Below are 23,693 nucleotides of genomic sequence, written 5' to 3'. Positions count from 1 at the left end.
TTTGTTAGTGTTTATACAAGGTTCTTATACCCATTATTTGCCACTTGTTAATAAAATATTTTTGCAGTTAGGTGCAAATAATTATTATTTTTCAAATAATAATTCTAAGATTGCTTACAATATGAGCAATTCCTGCGCAGAAGTTTTTTGGGGTGCTAAGTTGTGGTCAAGAAAATTTCATTTATAATTAGTAATTTTTAACTGGAGCTAAATGCCACATCAATTTATTACAAACACGGATAAACTACTCGCTGAGGTCTTTAATAATATCCTACCTTCCTCAAAATCATTGTACTTTCTTGTTGGATACTTTTACTTCTCAGGATTTGAAGAAATTTATAAAAATCTTGAAGACAAAAACATTAAAATTCTTGTTGGATTAGATGCTGAAAAAGACCTGTTGAATAAGATTAGAGAATTTGAAATTATAGATGAAACAAATCACTCGAGGGGTGAAATAAGATTAAATTTTCATAAAAATTTTGTGACAATATTTAATGATACAGATTTTTTTGATTCAGTTGAAAAACAAGAAGCATTCAAATTATTCATTGAAAAGATAAAGAATGGAACTTTAGAAATCAGAAAAACACTTAGACCTAATCATTCCAAATTATATTTATTTGAAAATAAAGATGAATACTCACAAGGGGGAGAATTTCCAGGGACATTAATAACTGGTTCAAGTAATTTAAGTCGTTCTGGATTGAGAGGTCAGCACGAGATAAATGTAATTTTTAGAGATGAACATTTTAAAGAAGGTCTTGAATTATTTAACCGATTGTGGGAAGAAGCTGTTCTGATTGTTAATAAGGATAATTTCAACGAATTTGAAGAAAAAGTAATTCATAAAATTTGGATAGATAAACTACCTTCTCCTTACTTGCTCTATCTTCGAGTTTTAATTGAATATTTCACAATTGAAAAGCGAGGTTCCATAGCATTTCCGTCGGATATTACTGGTGAAAAATTTAAAGATCTAAAATATCAAATTGATGCGGTTACAAGAGCGATTAATATTCTTGAACAACATAATGGAGTAATTATTGCAGATGTGGTTGGACTTGGTAAAAGTATAATTGCTTCAGCCATTGCTTACAATCTGAAACTCAGAACAATCATTATTGCTCCGCCACACTTAATTTCGCAATGGAGTGATTACTCTTATGAATTTAACTTTAGGACAAAAATATATTCGAGTGGTAAGATTGCACAAGCTCTAGAAGAAAATGATGATGATGAACTAAAACTAATTATTATTGATGAAGCACATAAATACCGAAACGAAAATACAAATGATTATGCGTTACTGCATCAACTTTGTCAGAAAAATAAAGTAATTTTACTTTCTGCAACACCTTTCAATAACAGACCACAAGATATTTTTGCTTTAATCAGACTTTTTCAGATAACCGCTAAATCAACAATCAGGACAGTTGATAACCTAAGTTATCAGTTTAGGGAAATGGTGAAGGAGTATAAAAAGATAAAAGAAAGTCAGCGCAAGAAAACGAAATCAAATTTAGAAATAAAAAATGAGATTGAAATTTTAGCAGATAAAATAAGAGATATCCTTTCACCGCTTATCATTCGGCGCTCACGAATTGATCTTGATTTGATAGATGAATATATAGAGGATTTAAAGTCTCAAAATATATCCTTTCCAAAAGTAAATGACCCTGTTGTGCTGGAATATAAACTTGGTGATCTTGCTGAATTATATATTAGTACATTTTATAAAATAGCACCGCAAGAAGAAGGTAAAGGATTTATTGGTGCCAGATATATGCCGGCTAATTACATTAAAAATATTGAGAAGTATAAGCAAAAAATATCTGAAGAATTTGATGATGTAAACTTATTTAAGCAAGCACAACGAAATATAGCAGATTTTATGAAGCATTTACTTGTTCGAAGATTTGAAAGTTCGATTGAAGCTTTTGCAAAAAGTCTTGATTCAATGATTGCATCGTCTGAATATATTAAAGATTGGTATGAGCGACTAGGTAAAGTTCCAATTTATAAAAAAGGAAATCTTCCATCGATAGAAGAACTTTTCGATCTTGAAGGGGAAGATGCAGAAATTGATTTAACCGAAATTAATTTCGAAGAACAACTTGCTTCCTACACTGAGAAAGGATTGTTTCTGATTGATAAAAAGGAGTTGAAATTAGATTTTATACGTGATTTGGATAAAGATATTAATTTACTGAAGTCTATTAAAAGTGAATGGTTTGGTAAAGGTTACCCGGAAGATCCTAAGCTTAAAGACTTTAAGAAAATACTTAAGAGTAAGTTAAAAGAAATGCCTTCGAGAAAAATTGTTGTTTTTACTGAGTTTAGTGATACTGCTGATTATCTTTACAAAGAATTGAAGAATGAATTTCGTGTTTTTAAGTATTCATCTAAAGATGCATCACTTTCAAATAAAGAAACTATCAGAAGAAATTTTGATGCTGGAATAAAAGAACAACTTAAACTCAATGACTATGATATTCTTATCGCAACAGATGCAATCTCTGAAGGATTTAATCTTCATCGTGCAGGAATAATTTTTAACTACGATATTCCATATAATCCAACGAGAGTTATTCAACGTGTCGGTCGAATCAATCGAATTAATAAAAAGGTTTTTGATGAATTATTTATTTACAATTTTTTCCCATCTGCAGAAGGACAACAACATACTTTTGTTACACAAATTGCATCGTTAAAGCTTACAATGATTCAAGCATTGATAGGTGAAGATACTAAAGTGCTTACTTCGGATGAAGAACTTCGCTCTTATTTTGTCGAAAGATTCAGAGAAGAAATGAAAGAACAAGAAGCGAAGGAATCCTGGGATGCTAAATTCTTAAATGAATTAAATAAAATTAAAACAACCAATCCGGAATTATACAGACAAGCAATAGAATTGCCGAGAAGAATAAGAATTAAAAGATCAAAAACATTTGAACAAAAAGGTGTTCTGGTTTTTGGTAAAAAAGGAAATGATTACATATTCAAACTCGGAACTTCACCTGTTGAATATCAATCACTAAACGCCCGTGATGCAATAAGTTTATTTAAAGCCGATATTGATGAAAAAGCCGAACCGGTAAGTAATGAATTCGAAGCCACATATCAAAAAGTAAAAGAAAATCTATTCACAAAGAAAAATGAAGTGGCACTCGATAAGGGAAAGCGGGAAACTATTGATAAACTCAAATTTTTGATTGACAATAAATTAGGTAATCCAGATTATCTTAAAGATCTTCTGTTTGTTGTCGCAGAGCTTGATTCATTGCCGGAATTGTATCACAGACAAATTAGAAAAATTAGTGATAAAACAATTAATTCCGATTTGGAATACTTAATGAAAGAAATTCCGCATAGTTATTTGATTAATATTATTAAAAAAGCAGAACAAATTGATGAAGCTGAAGAAAATCTGATTTTAGCTGAAGAACTGAACCCATCCTAAATCCTTCCCTTTACCAAAGGGAAGGACTTGTGGACTCCCTCCTTTTCTAAGGAGAGAACCGAAGGGTTCAAAGGAATATCAAGGTGACAAAACATTATAACAAACAAGAAATGAAAAAACGAAGACGAGAGCTTCGTAAAAATATGACTTTTTGTGAAAAGCTTGTTTGGACTTATCTCCGAAAAAAACAACTTAAAGTAAGATTTTTGCGCCAATATTCAATTGATAATTATGTTGTTGATTTTTACTGTCCAAAATTTAAACTGGCAATTGAAATTGACGGTGATGTACACGAATTAAAAGAGCAGAAAATTTATGACACGGAAAGACAATCTTATTTGGAAAACTTTGGGATCAAATTTGTAAGAATTAAAAACGAAGAACTGCTTGGAAATCCGGATTTGGCTTTTGAGAAAATTGAAAAAGCTATAAAACAATTAATTACGAACCCATCCTAAATCCTTCCCTTTATCAAAGGGAAGGACTTTTGAACACCCTCCCTTTGCCAAAGGGAGGGACGGGGAGGGTTCAGTAGGTTATTGAGAGCAAAAACATAAATTTAAATTCAGGATATTCTATGAATTTCCAAAATCCATATTCAAGAAGTGATTATAAAAATTTCTTCCGGAATCAATTTTTAACAGATGACTTTAAAATCACAGAAGAAAGACTTTCTTTTGAATTCACACCACAATATTCAAAAGAAGCTTTTCTTATTGGTGAAGATAAATCTCTTGAGTTGAAAGTAATTGAGGTTCAACACGAATCGGAAAATGACCCCCGTGTTGGATTATCCAGGGATATTTTCCGTCTGATGCGATCTTACGGATATCGAAGAGCATTGGTATTACTGCATTCTTCAAAATCACAGAACTATCGTCTTTCACTTGCAACTATTGAATTTTCACTTGAAGGAAGCAAAGTTAAAAAAGAATATTCCAATCCACGTCGTTACTCATTCTTTCTTGGACCAGATGCAAAAGTAAAAACACCCTATGAGTTTTTAGTCACGAAAGGAAGAGTAAAAGATTTTGAGGATTTGCAAGGTAGATTTTCAATTGAGGTTGTTACCAAACAATTCTATCAGGAAATTGCAAACTGGTATTTCTGGGCTGTTAAAAATGTTAGATTTCCTAAAGATGCTGAGAATGAAACTAACGGAAGAAACATTGCAGTTATAAGATTGATAACCCGCCTGATTTTTATTTGGTTTATGAAAGCAAAGGGTTTGATTGGTAATCATTTGTTTAATCCTGATAATCTAAAGGAATACCTAATAAATTTTGATCCTTCATCTGAAGATTCGAATTTTTATAAAGCAATACTCCAAAATTTATTTTTTGCAACACTCAACACGAAAATTGAAAAACGCAAATTCAGAAGGGAAGAAACTTTTCAGGGTAAAAATAAAGATTATATGGAACCCAACTATTACCGCTATCATTCCCTTTTCAAAAATCCGAAGGATATGCTGGATATCTTTAAAAATATTCCATTTCTAAACGGAGGTTTGTTTGAGTGCCTTGATAAAAGTAAAGATGACCCAACAAACGAAACGGGTAAAGAGATAAGAATTGATGGATTTTCTGACAAAGCAGCTAATCAACCGGCTGTTCCGAATTTTCTTTTCTTCTCCGGTGAGCAAAAGGTTGACTTACAAAAAGATTTTGGATCTGCAAAATATAAAAATACCAGGGTTAAAGGTTTAATAAATATACTTGAGACCTATAATTTTACAATTGATGAAAACACACCAATTGATGAAGAAGTTGCATTGGACCCTGAGCTATTGGGAAAAGTTTTTGAAAACCTTCTAGCCGCTTACAACCCTGAAACCGCAACAACTGTACGTAAAGCTACGGGAAGCTATTACACTCCTCGTGAAATAGTTAACTATATGGTTGATGAGTCCCTGATTGCTTATCTGAAAAATAAAATGATTGAAGGTGCAAAAAGTTACATTGAAATTGGAACCGATCAAATTGATATGTTTGGAAATAAAGCACGAAAAGGACAGCTTAAAATTGAGGAAGAATTATTACCGAGCCGCTGGATTGATAAAGAAGACGAACTTGAAGTAGAATTGAGGAAATTAATTTCTTATGCAGAGGAACCACACAGATTTACCGATAAAGAAACCGATATTCTCATAGATGCAATAAACAGTTGCAAAATACTAGACCCTGCTGTTGGTTCCGGTGCCTTTCCTATGGGTGTACTGCACAAATTGGTTTTAATTTTATCAAAACTCGACCCTCATAATATTAAGTGGAAACAACAGCAAATTAATGCAATTGAAAATAATATTACCGATCCTGGACTCAAGAAAATACTAATAAACAAAATTGAAGATAATTTTAAAAGGAATGAATTAGATTATGGTAGAAAACTATATCTCATTCAAAATTGTCTTTACGGAGTAGACATTCAACCAATTGCAATACAAATAGCAAAACTACGTTTCTTCATTTCGCTATTAGTAGATGAAAAGGTCATCTCTCCCGAGGGTGAGGTCGACAACCTTGGCATAGATCCCCTGCCGAACCTCGAAACAAAACTTGTGGCAGCCAACACACTTATTGGGTTGCCTGATACTTTAACTTTAAGACCTTCAGAATTGGATAACCTTGAAAAAGAGCTCTTTGAATTAAGACAAAAATATTTTACTACAAGTGAAGAAAGTGAAAAGAAAAAGCTTGAAAATAAAGACAGGGAACTACGTAAAAAAATAAGAAAAGTTTTGGATGATAACAGGATTGATAATGAATTCTCTGACAAGATTGCAAGCTGGGACCCTTACGATACAAACAAATTCTCAGAATGGTTTGACCCGGAATGGATGTTTGGAGTAAAAGTAAATGAATCCTCCGGATTCGATATTGTAATTGGAAATCCTCCTTACATTCAATTGCAGAAAGCAATTAGTGATAAAAGTAAATTTAAATATGCTGACCTTTACAAAGATCAGAATTATAAAACATTTGAAAGAACAGGAGATATTTATTGTCTCTTTTATGAAAAAGGGATTAATCTATTGAGGAAATTTGGTCATCTCTGTTACATCACATCAAATAAATGGATGCGTGCAGGATACGGGGAAACATTGCGAGAATTTTTCACTAAGCACAATCCCAAAGTTTTAATTGACTTAGGACCTGGAATATTTGAAAGTGCAACAGTTGATACAAATATTTTGCTTATTCAAAAATCCAATCCAAAGGTGAATGGTCATTCTGAAACTAATTTATCAGGTGAAAAATCTATTTTCAATTTGCAAGCGTTAACATTAACCAAAGAAAATAATATTGATTTTAATAAACAGTTAAAAGAAAAAGGAGTTACACTTACAAAACTGACTAAAGATGCCTGGTTTATTGGCAATAACGCCGAGCAAAAGCTTAAAGAAAAAATAGAACTCATTGGCAAACCGCTCAAAGATTGGGATGTGAAAATTTATTATGGAATTAAAACCGGCTTGAACGAAGCATTTATAATCACAACAGAAAAGCGAAATGAAATATTGAATAATTGCAGTGTAGCCGAATCGTCCCGATTCGGTGGACTGACTGAACGACAGCGTACCGAAGCAATAATAAAACCAATTTTGCGAGGACGAGATATAAAAAGATATTATTATGATTGGGCGGGTTTGTGGGTGATTGGAACTTTTCCGGCATTACATTTAAATATCGAGAAGTTTCCAGCTCTAAAGAAATACTTTTTAGATAATTTCGATATCCGACAGCTTGAGCAATCTGGTAAGAAATATCCAAATTTAGGCTTTAATGCACGCAAACAAACTGGCAATAAATGGTTTGAAACACAAGACCAAATTGCCTACTACCCCGAGTTTGAGAAGGAGAAGGTGGTGTGGCAACGTATTACACAAGAGCCAACATTTTGTATAGTTGAACCTAATGTTTTTATTTTGGATAGTATGGCATTCTTTACTGGAAATAATCTGAAATATATAATGGGAATTTTGAATTCAAAATTAATTTATGAGTATGTATTAATGATAGTCCATCAATATGGTTTTACTGGTTTTAGATTATCAAATCAATATGTTGAGGTTATGCCATTACCTCCAATCACTCCAAATAACCATTTTATTATTCAGCAAATAGAGACACTGGTAGATAAAATAATTACTGCGAAAAAACAAAACCCGCAATCAGATACAAGTGCTTGGGAAAAAGAAATCGACAATTTAGTTTACCAGCTTTACGAATTAACTCCGGAAGAAATAGAAATAATAGAAGGAGGGAAATAGATATGCGTAATAAAAAAATAAGAATTGCAATATGTTATGACTTTGATGGTACGCTTGCACCCGGGAATATGCAGGAACACTCATTATTACCAGCATTAAATCTTAGACCCAAAATCTTTTGGGGAGAGGTTAAGGATTTTGCAAAAGAAAAAAAAATGAATGAAATACTTGCTTATATGTATTTAACAATTGATAAGGCAAAAAATGCAAACCATCAAATTAAGAGAGCCTCTTTTAGAAAACACGGAAACCAAATACAACTTTTTAAGGGTGTTGATAAATATTTTGATTTAATTAATAAATACGCTGAATCAAAAAATATTGCTATTGAGCACTATATAATATCTTCAGGCTTGAAAGAAATAATTGAGGGAACAAGAATCAGGAATAAATTCAAATTTATTTTTGCTTCCGAATTTTTTTATGATATAAATGGAGTTGCTCAGTGGCCTGCTCTGGCAATTGATTATACAAATAAAACTCAATATTTATTTAGAATCAATAAAGGAATAATGAACGTTTGGGATAATACAAAAATTAATAAATATGTTCCTGAAGAAGAAAGATATATTCCCTTTAAGAGAATGATATATATTGGTGATGGTGAGACTGATATTCCTTCTATGAAAATGGTCAATTTTCAAGGTGGTTACTCAATAGCTGTTTATGACCCAAATAAAAGGCATACAAAAACCAAAAAGTCACCCAAAGAAATTTGTGAAGAATTATTAGAACACGGACGAGCAAGGTATATAGCACCAGCGAAATATTCAAAAAATAGTAAGCTCGTTTCTTTAATTAAATTAATTATTGATAAAATTTTAATCGAGGAATCATTAATAAAAACCTTACCAACAAAGTATAAGAAACTAAAGCATATAAACTAATAATCAGATTCCAAACGCTGGGAAATAGAAATAGACAATTTAGTTTACCAGCTCTACGATTTAACTCCGGAAGAAATTGAAATAATAGAAGGAGTTACATTCCTCTAGGTTGTTAAATCAAGGATAATCAAGTTTGAAATAGAGGGAAAAGACAGAACAAGAATCTAAATAATACCAAAATTAAAATGAATGTTGACCAATAAAATGAAAACTGATTTAATTTTTCTACTGAAACACTTTAATCGTAAGGAAAGGTTTTTCCTTATCGGGCAAGCTCTTGGGAATAAGGATTTCAGAATTTCTGAGGAATTTCGCAAAACAATTGGTGAAAAAAATAAAAATTGAAATTCCATATGATGATTTTGCTGCTATGGATTATCACCTGGATTGGATTTATGCAAGTCTATATTGTGCTGAAAGGGGAACAACAGAATTTATCAGTGATAATACGGTTGGATTAAACTCAAATCAGGAAGACATTGATTTCATAGTTGCCTTCAAGAAAGATAATATTTACAATATAGTTCTGATCGAAGCAAAAGCAGAGTCAGGTTGGACAAATAAACAATTCGGTTCTAAAATAAATAAGTTAAGATTAATATTTGGATTCAATAACTGCATATGGAATAATGTCAAACCTTATTTTTTAATAACCTCTCCACGTAAACCTGTTAATCTAAGGATAGATGAACTACCAGCTTATCTTCAGCGTTCAATGGATGATATATGGTTTAAATTAAATGTTCCTGACCATTTAATAAAAATTACTCGATGTGATGCGAATGGTAATGCCTCAATAAGGGGTAATAAATGGAAGGTTGAAAAGACTTAGTTTTCTTAAATAAAGTTTTACAAGGAATTTGGTAGCAAATTGGTAGCAAAAACTGATCCTGATTAGTACCGTTATTACATTAGTCTTTGGTATTTAGTTGAATAATTAACCACAGATTAATTTAGGTCATATCACGACACATTGGATTTTAGGGACAAACAATAAAATTTAATGCTTATAAAAAGCTTAGGGAAAAATCTAATACTTTCTCTACAATACAATTCATTTTTAATCAACTACAGGATTTTAAATATTTTTCTTTGTAAAGAGATTTTAGATTTAATAATTCTTTTATTTTGCTTGCTAATTACAAAACATCACTTATTGATTTTACATTAAAAAAATATGAAGTTTCTAATGAGAAAATTTTTAATAATTAAATCCAGGTAAACCGCTCTTTCACTACTTGATTTTATTATGTGTTCTTTTCATTGTTGCAACGAAAACATTTAAGCAAATGTTTTTTCAATCCAATTTTGAATTATGAGGCGAAATTATGAAATCAAATAATAAATGGTTTCTGATTTTTTCATTCTTCATAATTCTTGCTTTAATAGCAATAAGCTGTAAAGAAGACAGCAACCCGGTAGATGCAGATGTAGCTATCCAGTCAACCAAAAATATAACGCCAACAGACGGAGGAACTCTTGAAATAACCAGCCCTGATGGTGATAGAATTTTTTTGACAATCCCCAAATATGCGTTTTTAGATTCAAAAGCCATTACACTCCAGCTTCTAAAATCAACAGAAGCAAATCCTTTCTCAAATAATCTGATTAATACAATCCGGATTCTTCCAGATGGATTGAAATTACGAAATGCTGCCGAATTAAAAGTTATTTTCAACAAAACCATTGCTGATACCTCCAGAACTATTCTATATAGTCGAAAAGCATCTGACTATGCGTTGCCATTATATAAAACAGAAATAACTAACAACTCTGTGACTTCAGAAATATTTCATTTTAGCGATTATGGGGGTGCCCAGCCAACTAACGAGGAGATAATCTCTCAGTCGAATAAAGCCAATTCAGATTTAATTATTGATTTAATGGATTGGCAAAGCTTTTCTGAACTGATAAAAGGAATACTTCAGTATATTGAGCTATTGCAGGCGATTGGAGAAGATCAACTGGCAAACCAAATGTTAGAATCCCTGGAGCAAAAAATTATTCAGCGGGTAAATGCATTTTTAGATTTACCAATACCTGAAGATCCTTGTGGATATTATCAGCAAGCACTATTTAAATATGGCGAAATGGTTATGCTACTTACTTCCGATTCACAACTCAACAGAAGAGTTGGTGACAGAATTATTGAAATAAGAAACAGTTGTTTTATAAGAGGTGAACGTGAATATGATCATATTATGACATTCAGTATCGGGGGTGGAACAATACAGAGAACTATTAAAGGTTTCGTGCCATTTATTGTTAATACATATAATGAACCATACGGTGAGATAACAGGAAATGGAACAGTAGATTGGAATGGAATTGAACAATCTGTTTGCATCGGAACAGAGACGGTTGTAGGGAACATTTCATTATCAGGAGAGATGGAAGCTGACAATTTTGGTTATCCGTGGCTGAATTTTGAAATGAATGAAACCTGGTCTGGTTCAATTACTGTTGTATGCCCGAACGGAACAGCCGTCAATCCATTTAATCCTCCTCCAAGTACATCAACGGCAAGATTTTTAATGGAAGAGGGCTATACTGTTGTACAACCCCCTCCAGTGGGTAATGGTCAGTTTAAGTGGATTTTGCATATTAATTTTCAACCTTAATTCTTCTATAATCGATTAAAGAATTAAATTTAGGTAGTTTTAACTTTAATCTGATTAAGATTTTGGAAAATATGTGAAATAGTCTAATGACTGTTTTGCATAAAATGTAAGTGGATTTTGCAAGAGTCTATTTTATAAGATTTTATATTTATCAGTAAAATCATTCACAATCTTTAACAAATGATCATCAAGCTTTTGCTTGACTATTTCAACAATTGATTTAGGTATTCCATAATATGCCTGTGCAATTGAACCATTTATGCAAGCAAGTGTATCTGAATCACCACCAATATAAATAGCTTTACGAATTGAGTCCTCAAAACTATCAGAGATTAAAAAAGTGTAGATTGCCTGGGGTACAGTCTTCTGGCAGGTTTCATTAAATGTATAGTTCTTTCTGAGTTCTTCCAGATCGAAATCCAGGAAATAAGCAAAGTTTTTTTCTATGTATTCTTTAATCTCATTCTTTGAACTTCCGGAACGAGCCAGGAAAATAGCTGATGCAGTAGCTTGTGCACCTTTAATTCCCTCAGGATGATTGTGTGTTACCTCTGCTGATTCTTTAGCTTTAGCTAACACTGTTTCTAAATCATTGAAAGCCCAGGCGACTGGACTAACACGCATTGCAGATCCGTTACCATAACTATTGTAAGGTGGTGAATTCTTGACCTCTGCCCATTTGTGAAAAAATCCACCATATCCACCATAAGGATAACGATGATAATATTCATAAAGTTTAAATCTGTAATCTTCATTATTCAGAATACTATCTGCTAATGCAACAGAAAGTATAGTATCATCAGTGAAGTGAGAATTCTCAGTAAATAAAGGAAAGTCATATTCCGGTTTTTCATCATCAAATTCATAAATAGAGCCGATGATATCTCCTGCGATTGCCCCAATCATTATGAACCTATTAATTATTCTTAAATAAATTTCTTACCAAAAGTTGAACTCCAGAAAAGTTTGGAATTCTTTACACCTGTTAACGCAACCAAAGCTAATCCATTACCAAATTCAAGCTTGATAAGGTCTTCTACATCAATTAAAAAATTTAGAATTGAATTTTTATCCAATTCGGACAAATCAAAATTAAAAAGTTTCATAACAAAATCCGGCTTAGATAAAGTTTTTTTGTTATCGTCGTTTGGATTCCAAAAGTGCACCAGGCAAAATAGTTTATTGGAGTTGAGTAATTCTTTATTCAGCTTTTCTAAACTAACTGTTAATTCAAGAAAATTATTATTCAGTTTAATTTGAACATCAGTTAAAGGAATTGAGTCAGGTGTGATTTTATTTCTGATACTCAAAGAGACTGGTTCTGTAAGAGAGGAATTCACTTTGATCAGTTTTTGATAACTGTTTGTGGCTTTGATTTTAGCTTCTGCCCAAATTTTTGATAATGTTTTATCATTGTTTATCTCTTTAGCAAGTGCAACAGCTAGTGAGAATTTATATCTGGCAGACAGCGCACTTTTGGATTTACTAACCTTTTGCTTTGATGGTTTGGTATATGCCACCAACTTACCATTTCTAACCCTTAAAATGATATCAGAAAGGGAGCCCTGGAAAGTTCCAAGTATATTTCGCTTAATGATTGCCATAAAGTACCTTAAGTATAGTACAAATATAAGAAAATAGTAGAACTTAGAGCGTATCTGGAGCGTATGTGAAGCGTATCTGAAGCGTATGTGGAACGTATGTAAGTAGGAGTTAATTTATAGTTAAGTAATAAGTAAGTTTATATCATTAGATAAGTTTATTAAATAATAAAGTGATAGCTTCTGGAGAAAATTGTAAGCATTATTTATTTTTGATTGGGTGACGAACTAAAAATTATCAATTGATAATCGGGGTAATAAAATAAGAGGGAATATTCAAATGAAGAATTTACAACCAAGAGTCCCTTCTTTTACCGCTATAGACTTTGAAACTGCTAATTATTATCGTGATAGTGCCTGCGCAATCGGATTAGTTAGAGTTGAAGATAGTAAAATAGTATCGAAAGATTTTTTCTTAATAAGACCACCAAGTAGTTGGTTTGTTTTTACAGATTTACATGGAATAAGCTGGGAAGATGTAAAAGATGCTCCTACATTCGAAGAATTATGGCCAATAATTAAAAAATATTTCAGAGGGGTAGGTTTTATAGCTGCACATAATGCTTCATTTGATAAAAGCGTTTTATTAAAATGTTGTGAAAGATATGGAATTAATCCTCCACGAAAACCATTCCATTGTACAATGCAAATATCGAGAAATTTCTGGGGGTTTGAATATTATGGTTTGGAAGATGTTTGCGATTACTTTGGTATTCCCTTAAATCATCACGAAGCACTTTCCGATGCACTTGCTTGTGCAAAAATTATGATAAAAACACTAAAAAGAGGATATTTAATTCAAAGAAAATAAAATTCTGGCTGGTATCAAATAAAACAAAATATTTTACCTGGCTTTAGCCGAAACAGAGAAAGGAATATTTAGGCTAAAGCCAATACAGACTTGATAATCAATTTAATCCACGAGCTAAAGCTCGTGGCAAATAAAAAAATTTTCTATATAAAATTAATTTCGGAAGAAATAGAAATAATAGAAGGAGGGAAGTGAAAAATGTATATTAAGAATTTGAAAATCTGGAATTTTCGCTGCTTTGCTCAAGGACAAAATGACGAGCCTGGTTTATCTATCGACTTTAATCCAAGATTAAATCTATTGATTGGCGCTAATGACTCTGGTAAAACAGCCATTATTGATGCCATTAGATATTGTTTAGGTACTCAAACTTATGACCCAATCAGAATTGATGAAGAGGATTTTTATCAATCCAATACTAAAGAAAGAGCTAAGGAATTTAAAATTGAAATTACTTTTGCAGGATTTACAGATACAGAAGCAGGTCAGTTTTTAGAATGGCTCCATTTTAATGATAAAAATGAAGCAGAATTAACTATAAGATTAACAGCAAAGAATAGAGATAACCGAATTATTACGAACTTAAGGGCGGGCATTGATGAAGAAGGGCAATATTTAGAGGGAAATGTAAGAGACCTAATAAGAGTAACTTATCTTAAGCCCTTGCGCGATGCGGAGGTGGAACTTTCGCCAGGTTATCGATCACGATTGTACCAAATATTAAAAAGTCACGATATATTCATAAAAAAAGAAAACCAAAAACATGCTTTAGAGAAATATTTTGAATATGCTAATAAACTTGTATTAGATTTTTTTGAAAAAGATAGCCTAGAAAAAGATGGAAATCTTAAAATAGAAGGCGGCGAAAAAGGTGGAAAAATTATTAAAGAAATTTTCAATTCTCAAACTAAGGATTTTTTAGATATTAATGACAAGAGAGAACCTCAAATAAAAATTACCCCTGCTGAACTACAATCCATTTTACGCAAGCTTGAACTAGCATTAGAAGAAAATAAAGCAGGACTAGGAACTTTGAATTTGCTTTATATGGCCGCAGAATTAATACATCTCAATAGAGAAAATCATAATGGCTTACGACTTGCATTAATAGAAGAACTCGAGGCACATTTACATCCACAAGCCCAGTTAAGAGTTCTTAAATCTTCATTGAACAGAGAAAGCAAAGGAGTTCAGAATATTTTAACTACACATAGTGTGATATTAGGCTCAAGTATTCCACTTGAATATATAAAGCTTTGTTATAACGGGGCCGTGTTTTCATTGGATAAAAACTCAACGGCATTAAATGAAAGTGATTATCAGTTTTTAGAGCGCTTTTTGGACGCCACAAAAGCCAATCTATTTTTCGCGAAAAGAGTTATCATTGTTGAGGGTGATGCTGAAAATTTAATCATTCCTACAGTAGCAGAAATTATCGGACGTCCGTTGCATAAGTATGGTGTTTCAATAGTAAATGTCGGAAGCAAGGCACTACTTAGATATGCAAATATTTTTAAGCAAAAAAACGGCTCTTCTTTACCTATTAAAGTAGCTGTAGTTACTGACTTAGATCTGAAAATTGATGAAGATGGAAAAATAAATGATGGACAGAATGCAGATGAAGAAAAACAAAAGATTGAAAAAAAATTTAATTCACCAGATTATAATATAAAAGTATTTACATCTCCATACAAAACTCTGGAATTTGATATTGCTCTGGGCAATCTTTTCGAATATATGCACAAAGCTATACAGATAGCAACTAAATGTAATAGGGATAAGTGGATTGAAGAAAATGAATTACAAAATATTTTTAATAATTCAAATGACCCAATTTTAACTGAGCAAAATATAATAAAGCGCGCTTGTAAAATTTACGAACCACTTGAAAAAAGACAAGCATCAAAATCAATAACAGCACAATGGTTTGCTAAGTTATTAATAGATAATAAAAATAATATTATAAATCTTATCAAAAAAGATTGTCAGGAAAATACTGGCATAAATTATATCATTGATGCCATTAAGCATGTAACAGAATAACATATGAACATAACAGATGATGATATAAAAAGAGTTGAAAAAATATTTTTCCCTAATGGGGGTTCATTCAAAGACGCTAAAAATGAACGTTATAATTTTATAAAATGTATAGATAAAAGTATTCATTTACAGGCTTGTCCAGGTAGCGGTAAAACAACTGCACTCCTTGCTAAAATATACTTGCTTTCTGAAAAAATGCCTTTTGAAAACAATAAAGGTATCTGCGTTTTAACTCACACCAATATTGCTATAGATATAATTAAAAAACAACTGGGTAATAAAGCTGATAAACTTTTTACACATCCTAACTTTTTTGGAACTATTCAATCATTTGTAGATAGATTTTTGGCAATTCCTGCTTATCTATCATTCTTTCACTATAAACCATATTATATTGACACAAATCTTCAAAGAAGAAGAATGGAAACTACATATAATTTGCCTAATATTGATCAAAATATATTTAATAAACTTCGTTCTTATCATTATGCTTATGATTTATTTGGGAATTACACAATTCATCAAAATACTATAATCAATTCTGTTACAAGAAAAGAAATAACATTTAAAAAACCAAATAGCCTAAATGATTGGTCTAATAAAGAGAAAGAGCAAATAAAACAAGCTGCCATAAAATTAAAGTTAAAAATATGGAAGGAAGATAAAATACTATCTTTCGAAGATGCTTATAATTTTGCTAATTGTTATTTATGCAAATACCCAATTTTAAAAAATTACTTCTCGTCAAGATTTAAATATGTTTTCATTGATGAAGCGCAAGATACTTCTGAAATTCAAAAAAAAATTATCGGAAAATGTTTTAATGAAAATGTCGTTATTCAATGGATTGGAGATGTTAATCAATCTATAATGAATTATAATGAGGAGCAAAGCTGCTGGAACCCAGAAGATAATAGATATGATGTCTTGTGTTTAACTGACTCAAAAAGAGTTTCCCAACCCATTGCAGATGTAATCAAAAATGTTGCAGTGAAACCATACAATACTTTAATTGGCAATAATAATGTTTGTTTAAAGCCAGTAATAATATTATTTGATGATAATACTAAAGATAAAGTTATAGAAGAATTCGCCAAACTTGTTATTAACTTGACTGCAAAGTTTAATAACGAACAAAAATCTCTATATGAAATTTCACAACTAACAGGAAATCCAATTAAAGCAGTAGGATGGGTGGGTAAGCCAAAGAATAATGGTTTATCTATTCAATCCTATTTTCCAGATTTTTATAAAAAAAGTAGTACAAGAAAGAAAGTATATTTTCCTAATTTTTATAATATGTTGCATTTATCAAAAAATGAAAGTTTAAAAACTTTTACAGAGAGATTTTATAACTGTGTTGTGGAAGCATTATATCTTTCTGATGTAAAAGATAAAAACAATAAAAGATATTCAAGAACATCATTTATTGATTATATAAAAGCAATCGACGAAAAAATCTTAATAAAATTTCAATTTAAGGTTTACCAGTGTTATAGAATATTGCAAAAGTTTAAATTATCAGATGAATTTTTTAATAAAATTTCTTCAATGTTAGTTAATTGTATTATTAATACTTTAAAACTTAACTTAAATGATTATGGTAAAAGTTACTTGGGAAAAGCTGAGTTAAAAGATTTTTCAAAAGATCAAGTTGATAGTAATAATACTTTTAGGACTCAGGTGGATGGAAAATCAATCAGTATTGATATAGACACTGTTCATGGCGTAAAAGGAGAAACACATACTGCAACATTATATTTAGATACAAAATATCGTGATAATAGCATTAAATATTTTATTGATGAACTTATTGGTAATCCAATTCAGAACAACTCGAAAATAAAACCATATGGTTTAAAAATTGCGCATGTAGCTTTTTCAAGACCAACTCATTTATTATGTATTGCTATTGAAAAAAAAACAGCTTCAAGTAAAGAGTTTGATGCTAATACCTTTGAAAAAATTGATTTAACAGAAAATAACTCAAATACATAAATATTCTTTAATAGAAACTAGAAAAAGTAAAAAACTTTTGTAAAGCTCCTTACAAAACCTTATAGTAGATAAAATTGCGTATGAAAAAGAAATAGACAATTTAGTTTACCAGCTTTACGAATTAACTCCGGAAGAAATAGAAATAATAGAAGGAGGGAAGTGAGATAGAAATGCAGATACTAATGAAGTTATGAATTCGATTAGAAAATCTTATATATTTGAAATATGAAACCAGAGATAAAAATAAATAACGACATACTTTTATGGGCTATTGAAAGATCCGGTTTAAGTGTTGATGAGGTTAGTAAAAAAATTCCTCCTTTTATTTCCTGGCTTGAAGGTAAAAAAAGTCCAACATTTAAACAGCTACAAATTTTTGCACAAAAAGTTTATTTACCATTCGGATATTTGTTTTTAGAAAAACCACCGGAAGAAAAACTGCCTATTCCGTTTTTTAGAACAAACAGAGCAAATAAGGAAAAAATCCCAATCAATGTTTTTGATGCGATATTAATTGTACAGCAAAGGCAAGAATGGTTATCTAATTATCTAAAAGAAAATGATTATGACAGAATAAACTTTGTTGGGAAATTCAGAAATAAAAGATTTCAGATTGACGAAGTTGTTGCAGATATAAGAAACACACTAAATATTAAAGAAAGCTGGGCAAAAGAATTATCTACCTGGGAAGAAGCAATAAATTATTTGACTGATAAAATTGAAGAAGCTGGGATAATAATAAATTCTAGTGGTATAGTTGGTAATAATACACGAAGAAAAATAAAAGTAGATGATTGTCGTGGTTTTGTTTTAATTGATGAGTATGCACCATTTTTATTTGTTAATTCTGCTGATAGCAAATCTGCACAAATATTTACACTTGCACACGAGCTGGCTCATATCTGGCTTGGTGAAAGCGCAGGTTTTGATTTTAGACATCTTCTTCCGGCTGATAATCCAACAGAAATTTTATGCGATAAAATAGCAGCTGAATTTTTAGTCCCCCAAAAAGAGCTGACTGAAATTTTAACAGATGTACTTGATATTGAAAATATTGCCAGAAGATTTAAAGTTAGCCAAATAGTTATTGCACGTAGGTTGCTAGATCTTGGAAAGATAACTCGAAACGAATTCTTTGAATTTTATGATGAATACATAAGTCGCGATATTCAAAAGAAAGGGGAAAAAGAAGGCGGTGGTGATTTCTATAAAACTCAACGTAAACGACTGAGTACTCGGTTCCTGAGTTATGTAAATCAAGCCGTACTAACAAACAAATTATTACTGCGAGAAGCATATCAGTTAACAGGTTTAAAAGGTGATACCTACAATAAATTTATGAAGGAGCACCTTTACTAATGTCAGTTTTTATATTAGACACAAATTGTTTTATTCAATCCCACAGAATCACATATCCTTTAGATGTAGCTACTACTTTCTGGCAAAAAATAAAAAAATTGTGTCTCGAGAATAAAATAATCAGCATAGATAAAGTAAGAGAAGAGATTTTTAAGAATGATGATGAACTTAAAAAATGGATTGTACAAAATATACCAGAGGAATTTTTCAAGTCAACTGAAACACCGCAAATAATATCTGAATATCAAAAAGTTGTTCAATGGGCTAATTCTAAATCAAAACATTATGTTCAAAAAGCAATAGATGATTTTTTAAGATATGAAAATGCTGACAGCTGGATAGTTGCTTATGCAATTTCTTTTAATGACAATTGTCAGATAGTTACACAAGAAAAAAGTGAACCTAATAGAAAAAATAAAATTAAAATCCCGGAAGTCTGCGATGCATTTAGTATTCAATACAAGAACATCATTGAAATGTTCAGATTATTAGGTGAAACTTTTTAATTGAAATAATAATTCTTATAATTTTCTTCCCTCTTAAAAATGAAAACCACTAAAATCGAATGGACAGAAAAAGTTTGGAATCCATCAATTGGATGCGATAAGGTTTCAGCCGGTTGTAAGTTTTGCTATGCAGAAGTGTTTGCAAAAAGACTTAAAGCAATGGGGATTGAAGATTACAGAGATGGCTTTACCTTTAAGATTTTACCTCACCGGCTTGAGGAACCATTAAGAATTAAAAAGCCGACAAAGTTTTTTGTTAACTCAATGAGCGATCTATTCCATGAAGAAATGCCGTTTGAATATCTCGATATGATATTTGATGTAATGAGAAAAACTCCTCAGCATATCTACCAAATTCTCACTAAACGTGATAAAATTATGCTTGAATATTTTTCAGATAAGAAAGCGCCATCAAATGTCTGGCTTGGTGTAAGCGTAGAAAATTCAACATTCAAAGAAAGAATAGATACACTCAGAAAAATAAATGCTCGAGTAAGATTTATTTCTTTTGAGCCACTTATTGGTGCAGTTGGTAATTTGGATTTAACAGGTATTCATTGGGCAATAGTTGGAGGAGAATCTGGAACAAGAGCAAGGCCAATAAAAAAAGAATGGGTTGAAGAAATTTTTAATCAATGTAAAGAGCAGGGAGTTGCATTTTTCTTTAAGCAATGGGGAACCTGGGGAGCAGACGAGGTAAAGAGAAATAAAAAAGTGAATGGAAGAAAATTTAAAGGTAGAGTTTGGAATGAATTTCCATCAATTAATTTCCCTTTTAATAAATTTTTTACATCAAGCTAAGCTGTTAAATTTCATCAATAAATTCTATTTATTCATTTATTCCTAGCACTCTGTTTCTATTCTCACATTTAGATATTCATCATTTTATATTTTTAATTGTAAGTCTAAAATGAGTCTAATTCTCTGCGAATTTTCTTTTGAAAATTTAATTTCTAATAATTATCTTTAATTAAAAATTATTTTGGAGCAAAAAATGTTAAAAAAATTTTTCATTTTTTTTATCATACTTTTATTCATAAGTCCTTCCACTTTCAGTCAGAAGTACACGAAAAAACAAATTGAGAAGTTATCTCATGAATTATTCTTTTATGCTGGTCGAGACGATCCTGATGATCTCTACAAGTTAGAGGAATTTTTAAAGTTTGAGAAAAAATTCCCAATCGATTTTAGACATCCTGAGGGGGGATATACAGCATTACAATTTGCTGTTTTTAATCGAAAAATAAAGCCAGCTCAGTTATTATTGAAGTATGGAGCCAATCCTGGTGTTAAATTTCCAGTAAAAAATGGGAAAATAATTTTCAACGAAAAATCAATAGAATTTTGTTATGCTCCCCCCAACGTTGACAGTGTTGATTTAATGCAACTTGCAATTCTATCTGCAATTTCTGAAAAAGACACTGCTAATATTTCTTATATCTGGGAGAATGTTTACGGAGGTAAACCTTGGTATGATAAAGAAGGTAACACATTACTTCATATCGCAACTTTTTCCAAGCTAAGTGAAGGCTATTGGGTTAACGATAATAAAGAACAATTTTTAGGATATATTTGTCGAAGATTCAACATCAATCCTAATTCATTAAACATACACGGCCAAAATGCTGTATGTTATTTTTTCAGCAACCCTTTAATTTGTTATTATACCAGTAGCCCTATATATGGCTCTTCTGCAAATAGAACAGAAGAACGAACATATTGCATCTCGCCAACAAAGATATTATTTCAATGTATTAAAGCTGGAATGGATGTTGAGAAATCTGATAATTATGGGAAAAATTATATGGCATATCTCAAGGAGTTTAATTTTACAAATGTCATCGATAAAATTAACCAGGAAAAGGAATATCAGAGAGTATTAGCAATTTTGAAGAAATTTAAGGAGACTGATCACGAGGAATTGCGTAGAAGAAATGAGGAATTATCAAGAAAATATCAAGAAGAATTTAAGAATTATTATAACAGTAATCGAAGTTCAAGTTCACAATCTGATTGCAAGGAGAAATGCTATGCGTGTTTTGGTTTTGGCAGCGGAGAACAGATTGCACAAAGAGAACCTTGTTCAGAATGTAATGGTAGAGGTAATAATGGTTATAATTATTCTAAAATAGATGGTTATCAGAATACTTTATATTTTTCATCACCCAAGACTTGTTGGAAATGTAACGGGACAGGTTATCAGATAGTATATTACGGTACCGCTTGCAAAGTTTGCGGTGGAACAGGATGTATAAAGTACTAAAATTCATTAACAAATTATTGTGAGAAAAATGAAAAAGCTAATTTTATCATTTTTAGTTTCAATTTTCTTCTTCAACTCTTACCCCCAAGGTAAAATGGAACTAATTCCATACAGAAAGGGAGAAAAATTTGGTTTCTGTACTTACAATAAAAAAATTGTAATAGAGCCCAAGTATGACGAGGTTAGTTTTTTCGAAGGCAAACTTGCCGGTGTGAAAATTGATGATTTGTGGGGTGTGATAAATGATAAAGGAAACATTATTGTCCCACCAAATTACACAATAATAGAAATTTGTGGAGAAATGATTCTTGCATATAAAAGAGATAATTATTCAATTTTTGATAAATTTGGCAAAGAAATGCCTAGCATTAGTAAAAAGTATAATTGGTTTAAACCAGCGGATGAATCTGGCTTAATTATAGTTACGGAAGGCAAGAAATATGGATTAATTAACGATAAAGGAAACGCTATTGTTCCAGCCAAATATGATTTTCTAAGTAATTTTAATAGCGGAATGGCCAGATTTCAAAAAGACAAAAAGTGGGGTTTTATTAATAAAGCTGGTAAGGAAGTAATCACCGCTGAATATGACGATGCTGAAAATTTTCAGGGAGATTTAGCAATTGTTGAGAAAAATGGTCAAAGGGGAGTAATCAATAAGCAAAACATCTGATGGTGGTTATATTATTACGGGTTGGACATTTTCATACGGACCAGGCGCAGTTGGAAATGTGTGGCTGGTGAAAACAGATGCAGCCGGAAATATGGTCTGGAATAAGTTCTTTGGTGGGACTGATGTTGACAGAGGTTTATCTGTGAAACAAACCAGCGATGGAGGTTATATTTTGACAGGATATACTGCTTCTTCGGGTGCAGGATTAGATGACCTGCTATTAATTAAAACTGATTCTCTTGGAAACGCTCAATGGCAAAATACATTTGGTGGAAGTGGAAGAGATTACGGTAACTCAGTTATTCAAAGTTCAGACGGAGGATTTGTAGTTACAGGGTACACACTTTCATACGGAGCGGGTGGCGACGATTTATGGATTGTTAAGACTAACGAACTTGGGAATCAATTGTGGAGTAAAACTTTGGGTGGGGCTCAATCTGATGTTGGTAATTATCTTATTGAGACTTCTGATGGAAGTTTTGTTATTACAGGTCATACTCTTTCATTTGGTGCGGGCTTGCACGATGTATGGTTGATTAAACTTGCTTCTGTCATTCCTGTTGAATTAGTTTCTTTTAGTGCTTCAGTAATAGGAAATGATATAGAGCTTAAGTGGGTAACTGCAAGTGAGATAAATAATAAAGGTTTTGAAATTGAAAAGTGCCTCACTCAAACTCCAACCAAAGAAGAGGGCTTTATAGATTGGATTTCGTTGGGTTTTGTTAGGGGTAATGGAACAAGCACTGAAATGAATAGTTACGAATTTGTTGATCAGAATCTGGAACCCGGTAAGTATAGTTACAGATTAAAGCAAATAGATTATGACGGAAGTTTCAGTTTTTCTAACATTGTTGAAGCAGAAGTTTTTGCGCCAGATGAATTTAGCTTGGAACAAAATTATCCCAACCCATTTAATCCAACGACAGTAATCAGTTGGCAGTCACCAGTTGGCAGTCATCAAACACTTAAGATTTATGATGTCCTAGGCAATGAAGTAGCAACTTTAGTGGATGAATACAGAGAAGCCGGAAGATTTAAAGTTGAATTTTATGCAAGCAATCTTGCAAGCGGACTTTACTTTTATAAACTTACAGCTGGTAATTATTCTGCAACTCGCAAGATGATTTTGATGAAATAGAAAAATCCGGTTTAGATTAGATCTGCTCTGAAGCATTTAAGAGAAATAAATATTTAA

17 protein-coding genes are annotated in these 23,693 nt (G+C 31.6%); 15 read left to right on the top strand and 2 right to left on the bottom strand.

Going from position 1 to position 23,693, the window contains the following annotated elements; genetic code table 11:
* The first annotated feature begins 211 nt into the window (after positions 1–211).
* The 6 genes from Q0X14_RS04485 to Q0X14_RS04460 all read left to right on the top strand — a co-directional run bounded on the left by Q0X14_RS04485 (position 212) and on the right by Q0X14_RS04460 (position 11,244).
* Positions 212–3,463: a helicase-related protein gene (locus Q0X14_RS04485; RefSeq protein ID WP_297843018.1), complete on the top strand. Its 3,252-nt coding sequence runs from the start codon at positions 212–214 to the stop codon at positions 3,461–3,463.
* 83 nt (positions 3,464–3,546) lie between these two features.
* Positions 3,547–3,921, top strand: coding sequence for an endonuclease domain-containing protein (locus tag Q0X14_RS04480; protein ID WP_297843015.1), 375 nt, complete (start codon positions 3,547–3,549; stop codon positions 3,919–3,921).
* A 119-nt stretch (positions 3,922–4,040) separates the two neighbouring features.
* On the top strand, positions 4,041–7,736 hold the full coding sequence (locus Q0X14_RS04475; RefSeq protein WP_297843012.1) for an N-6 DNA methylase: 3,696 nt from the start codon (positions 4,041–4,043) through the stop codon (positions 7,734–7,736).
* A 2-nt stretch (positions 7,737–7,738) separates the two neighbouring features.
* Positions 7,739–8,623, top strand: coding sequence for an HAD family hydrolase (locus Q0X14_RS04470; protein WP_297843008.1), 885 nt, complete (start codon positions 7,739–7,741; stop codon positions 8,621–8,623).
* 325 nt (positions 8,624–8,948) lie between these two features.
* Positions 8,949–9,455: a hypothetical protein gene (locus tag Q0X14_RS04465; RefSeq protein ID WP_297843005.1), complete on the top strand. Its 507-nt coding sequence runs from the start codon at positions 8,949–8,951 to the stop codon at positions 9,453–9,455.
* A 496-nt stretch (positions 9,456–9,951) separates the two neighbouring features.
* Positions 9,952–11,244 carry a hypothetical protein gene (locus Q0X14_RS04460; protein WP_297843002.1) on the top strand — a complete coding sequence of 431 codons (1,293 nt, stop codon included), beginning with the start codon at positions 9,952–9,954 and terminating at the stop codon, positions 11,242–11,244.
* 132 nt (positions 11,245–11,376) lie between these two features.
* Here the strand turns inward: Q0X14_RS04460 and Q0X14_RS04455 are convergent, their stop codons facing one another.
* Positions 11,377–12,150, bottom strand: coding sequence for an ADP-ribosylglycohydrolase family protein (locus Q0X14_RS04455; protein WP_297843000.1), 774 nt, complete (start codon positions 12,148–12,150; stop codon positions 11,377–11,379).
* Between the two features lie 20 nt (positions 12,151–12,170).
* Positions 12,171–12,848 (bottom strand): hypothetical protein, encoded by a 678-nt coding sequence (locus tag Q0X14_RS04450; RefSeq protein ID WP_297842997.1) that lies wholly within the window; start codon positions 12,846–12,848, stop codon positions 12,171–12,173.
* 277 nt (positions 12,849–13,125) lie between these two features.
* On the opposite strand from Q0X14_RS04450, the gene Q0X14_RS04445 reads away from it, so the two are divergent.
* The 9 genes from Q0X14_RS04445 (at position 13,126) to Q0X14_RS04405 (ending at position 23,636) form a co-directional block, all read left to right on the top strand.
* On the top strand, positions 13,126–13,656 hold the full coding sequence (locus tag Q0X14_RS04445) for a 3'-5' exonuclease (RefSeq protein ID WP_297842994.1): 531 nt from the start codon (positions 13,126–13,128) through the stop codon (positions 13,654–13,656).
* 198 nt (positions 13,657–13,854) lie between these two features.
* On the top strand, positions 13,855–15,699 hold the full coding sequence (locus tag Q0X14_RS04440; protein ID WP_297842992.1) for an AAA family ATPase: 1,845 nt from the start codon (positions 13,855–13,857) through the stop codon (positions 15,697–15,699).
* A 3-nt stretch (positions 15,700–15,702) separates the two neighbouring features.
* Entirely contained in the window at positions 15,703–17,697 is a 1,995-nt protein-coding gene (locus Q0X14_RS04435) for a UvrD-helicase domain-containing protein (protein WP_297842989.1), read from the top strand.
* A gap of 225 nt (positions 17,698–17,922) precedes the next feature.
* The gene (locus Q0X14_RS04430) at positions 17,923–19,056 is read left to right on the top strand and encodes an ImmA/IrrE family metallo-endopeptidase (protein ID WP_297842985.1); all 1,134 of its coding nucleotides are present in this window, start codon (positions 17,923–17,925) and stop codon (positions 19,054–19,056) included.
* Positions 19,056–19,562, top strand: a complete 507-nt coding sequence (locus Q0X14_RS04425) for a DUF4411 family protein (protein ID WP_297842982.1) — start codon at positions 19,056–19,058, stop codon at positions 19,560–19,562. The genes Q0X14_RS04430 and Q0X14_RS04425 overlap by 1 nt, the downstream gene beginning before the upstream one ends.
* Positions 19,563–19,601: 39 nt before the next feature.
* The gene (locus Q0X14_RS04420; RefSeq protein ID WP_297842980.1) at positions 19,602–20,363 is read left to right on the top strand and encodes a phage Gp37/Gp68 family protein; all 762 of its coding nucleotides are present in this window, start codon (positions 19,602–19,604) and stop codon (positions 20,361–20,363) included.
* A gap of 193 nt (positions 20,364–20,556) precedes the next feature.
* The gene (locus Q0X14_RS04415) at positions 20,557–21,825 is read left to right on the top strand and encodes a hypothetical protein (RefSeq protein ID WP_297842977.1); all 1,269 of its coding nucleotides are present in this window, start codon (positions 20,557–20,559) and stop codon (positions 21,823–21,825) included.
* Positions 21,826–21,853: 28 nt separating this feature from the next.
* Positions 21,854–22,498, top strand: a complete 645-nt coding sequence (locus Q0X14_RS04410) for a WG repeat-containing protein (RefSeq protein ID WP_297842973.1) — start codon at positions 21,854–21,856, stop codon at positions 22,496–22,498.
* 67 nt (positions 22,499–22,565) lie between these two features.
* Positions 22,566–23,636 carry a T9SS type A sorting domain-containing protein gene (locus Q0X14_RS04405; RefSeq protein WP_297842970.1) on the top strand — a complete coding sequence of 357 codons (1,071 nt, stop codon included), beginning with the start codon at positions 22,566–22,568 and terminating at the stop codon, positions 23,634–23,636.
* The last annotated feature ends 57 nt before the right edge of the window (positions 23,637–23,693 follow it).

The organism is Ignavibacterium sp., from assembly GCF_025998815.1.
In the GTDB taxonomy this organism is placed as follows: Bacteria; Bacteroidota; Ignavibacteria; order Ignavibacteriales; family Ignavibacteriaceae; genus Ignavibacterium.
This window is presented reverse-complemented; position numbering and strand designations above follow the sequence as displayed.

Excerpts from the sequence above, each read along its gene's own strand:
- Q0X14_RS04485 (WP_297843018.1), top strand. The coding sequence starts at position 212 with ATGCCACATCAATTTATTACAAACACGGATAAACTACTCGCTGAGGTC.
- Q0X14_RS04475 (WP_297843012.1), top strand. The coding sequence starts at position 4,041 with ATGAATTTCCAAAATCCATATTCAAGAAGTGATTATAAAAATTTCTTC.
- Q0X14_RS04470 (WP_297843008.1), top strand. The coding sequence starts at position 7,739 with ATGCGTAATAAAAAAATAAGAATTGCAATATGTTATGACTTTGATGGT.
- Q0X14_RS04460 (WP_297843002.1), top strand. The coding sequence starts at position 9,952 with ATGAAATCAAATAATAAATGGTTTCTGATTTTTTCATTCTTCATAATT.
- Q0X14_RS04455 (WP_297843000.1), bottom strand. The coding sequence starts at position 12,150 with ATGATTGGGGCAATCGCAGGAGATATCATCGGCTCTATTTATGAATTT.
- Q0X14_RS04450 (WP_297842997.1), bottom strand. The coding sequence starts at position 12,848 with ATGGCAATCATTAAGCGAAATATACTTGGAACTTTCCAGGGCTCCCTT.
- Q0X14_RS04445 (WP_297842994.1), top strand. The coding sequence starts at position 13,126 with ATGAAGAATTTACAACCAAGAGTCCCTTCTTTTACCGCTATAGACTTT.
- Q0X14_RS04440 (WP_297842992.1), top strand. The coding sequence starts at position 13,855 with ATGTATATTAAGAATTTGAAAATCTGGAATTTTCGCTGCTTTGCTCAA.
- Q0X14_RS04435 (WP_297842989.1), top strand. The coding sequence starts at position 15,703 with ATGAACATAACAGATGATGATATAAAAAGAGTTGAAAAAATATTTTTC.
- Q0X14_RS04430 (WP_297842985.1), top strand. The coding sequence starts at position 17,923 with ATGAAACCAGAGATAAAAATAAATAACGACATACTTTTATGGGCTATT.
- Q0X14_RS04425 (WP_297842982.1), top strand. The coding sequence starts at position 19,056 with ATGTCAGTTTTTATATTAGACACAAATTGTTTTATTCAATCCCACAGA.
- Q0X14_RS04420 (WP_297842980.1), top strand. The coding sequence starts at position 19,602 with ATGAAAACCACTAAAATCGAATGGACAGAAAAAGTTTGGAATCCATCA.
- Q0X14_RS04415 (WP_297842977.1), top strand. The coding sequence starts at position 20,557 with ATGTTAAAAAAATTTTTCATTTTTTTTATCATACTTTTATTCATAAGT.
- Q0X14_RS04410 (WP_297842973.1), top strand. The coding sequence starts at position 21,854 with ATGAAAAAGCTAATTTTATCATTTTTAGTTTCAATTTTCTTCTTCAAC.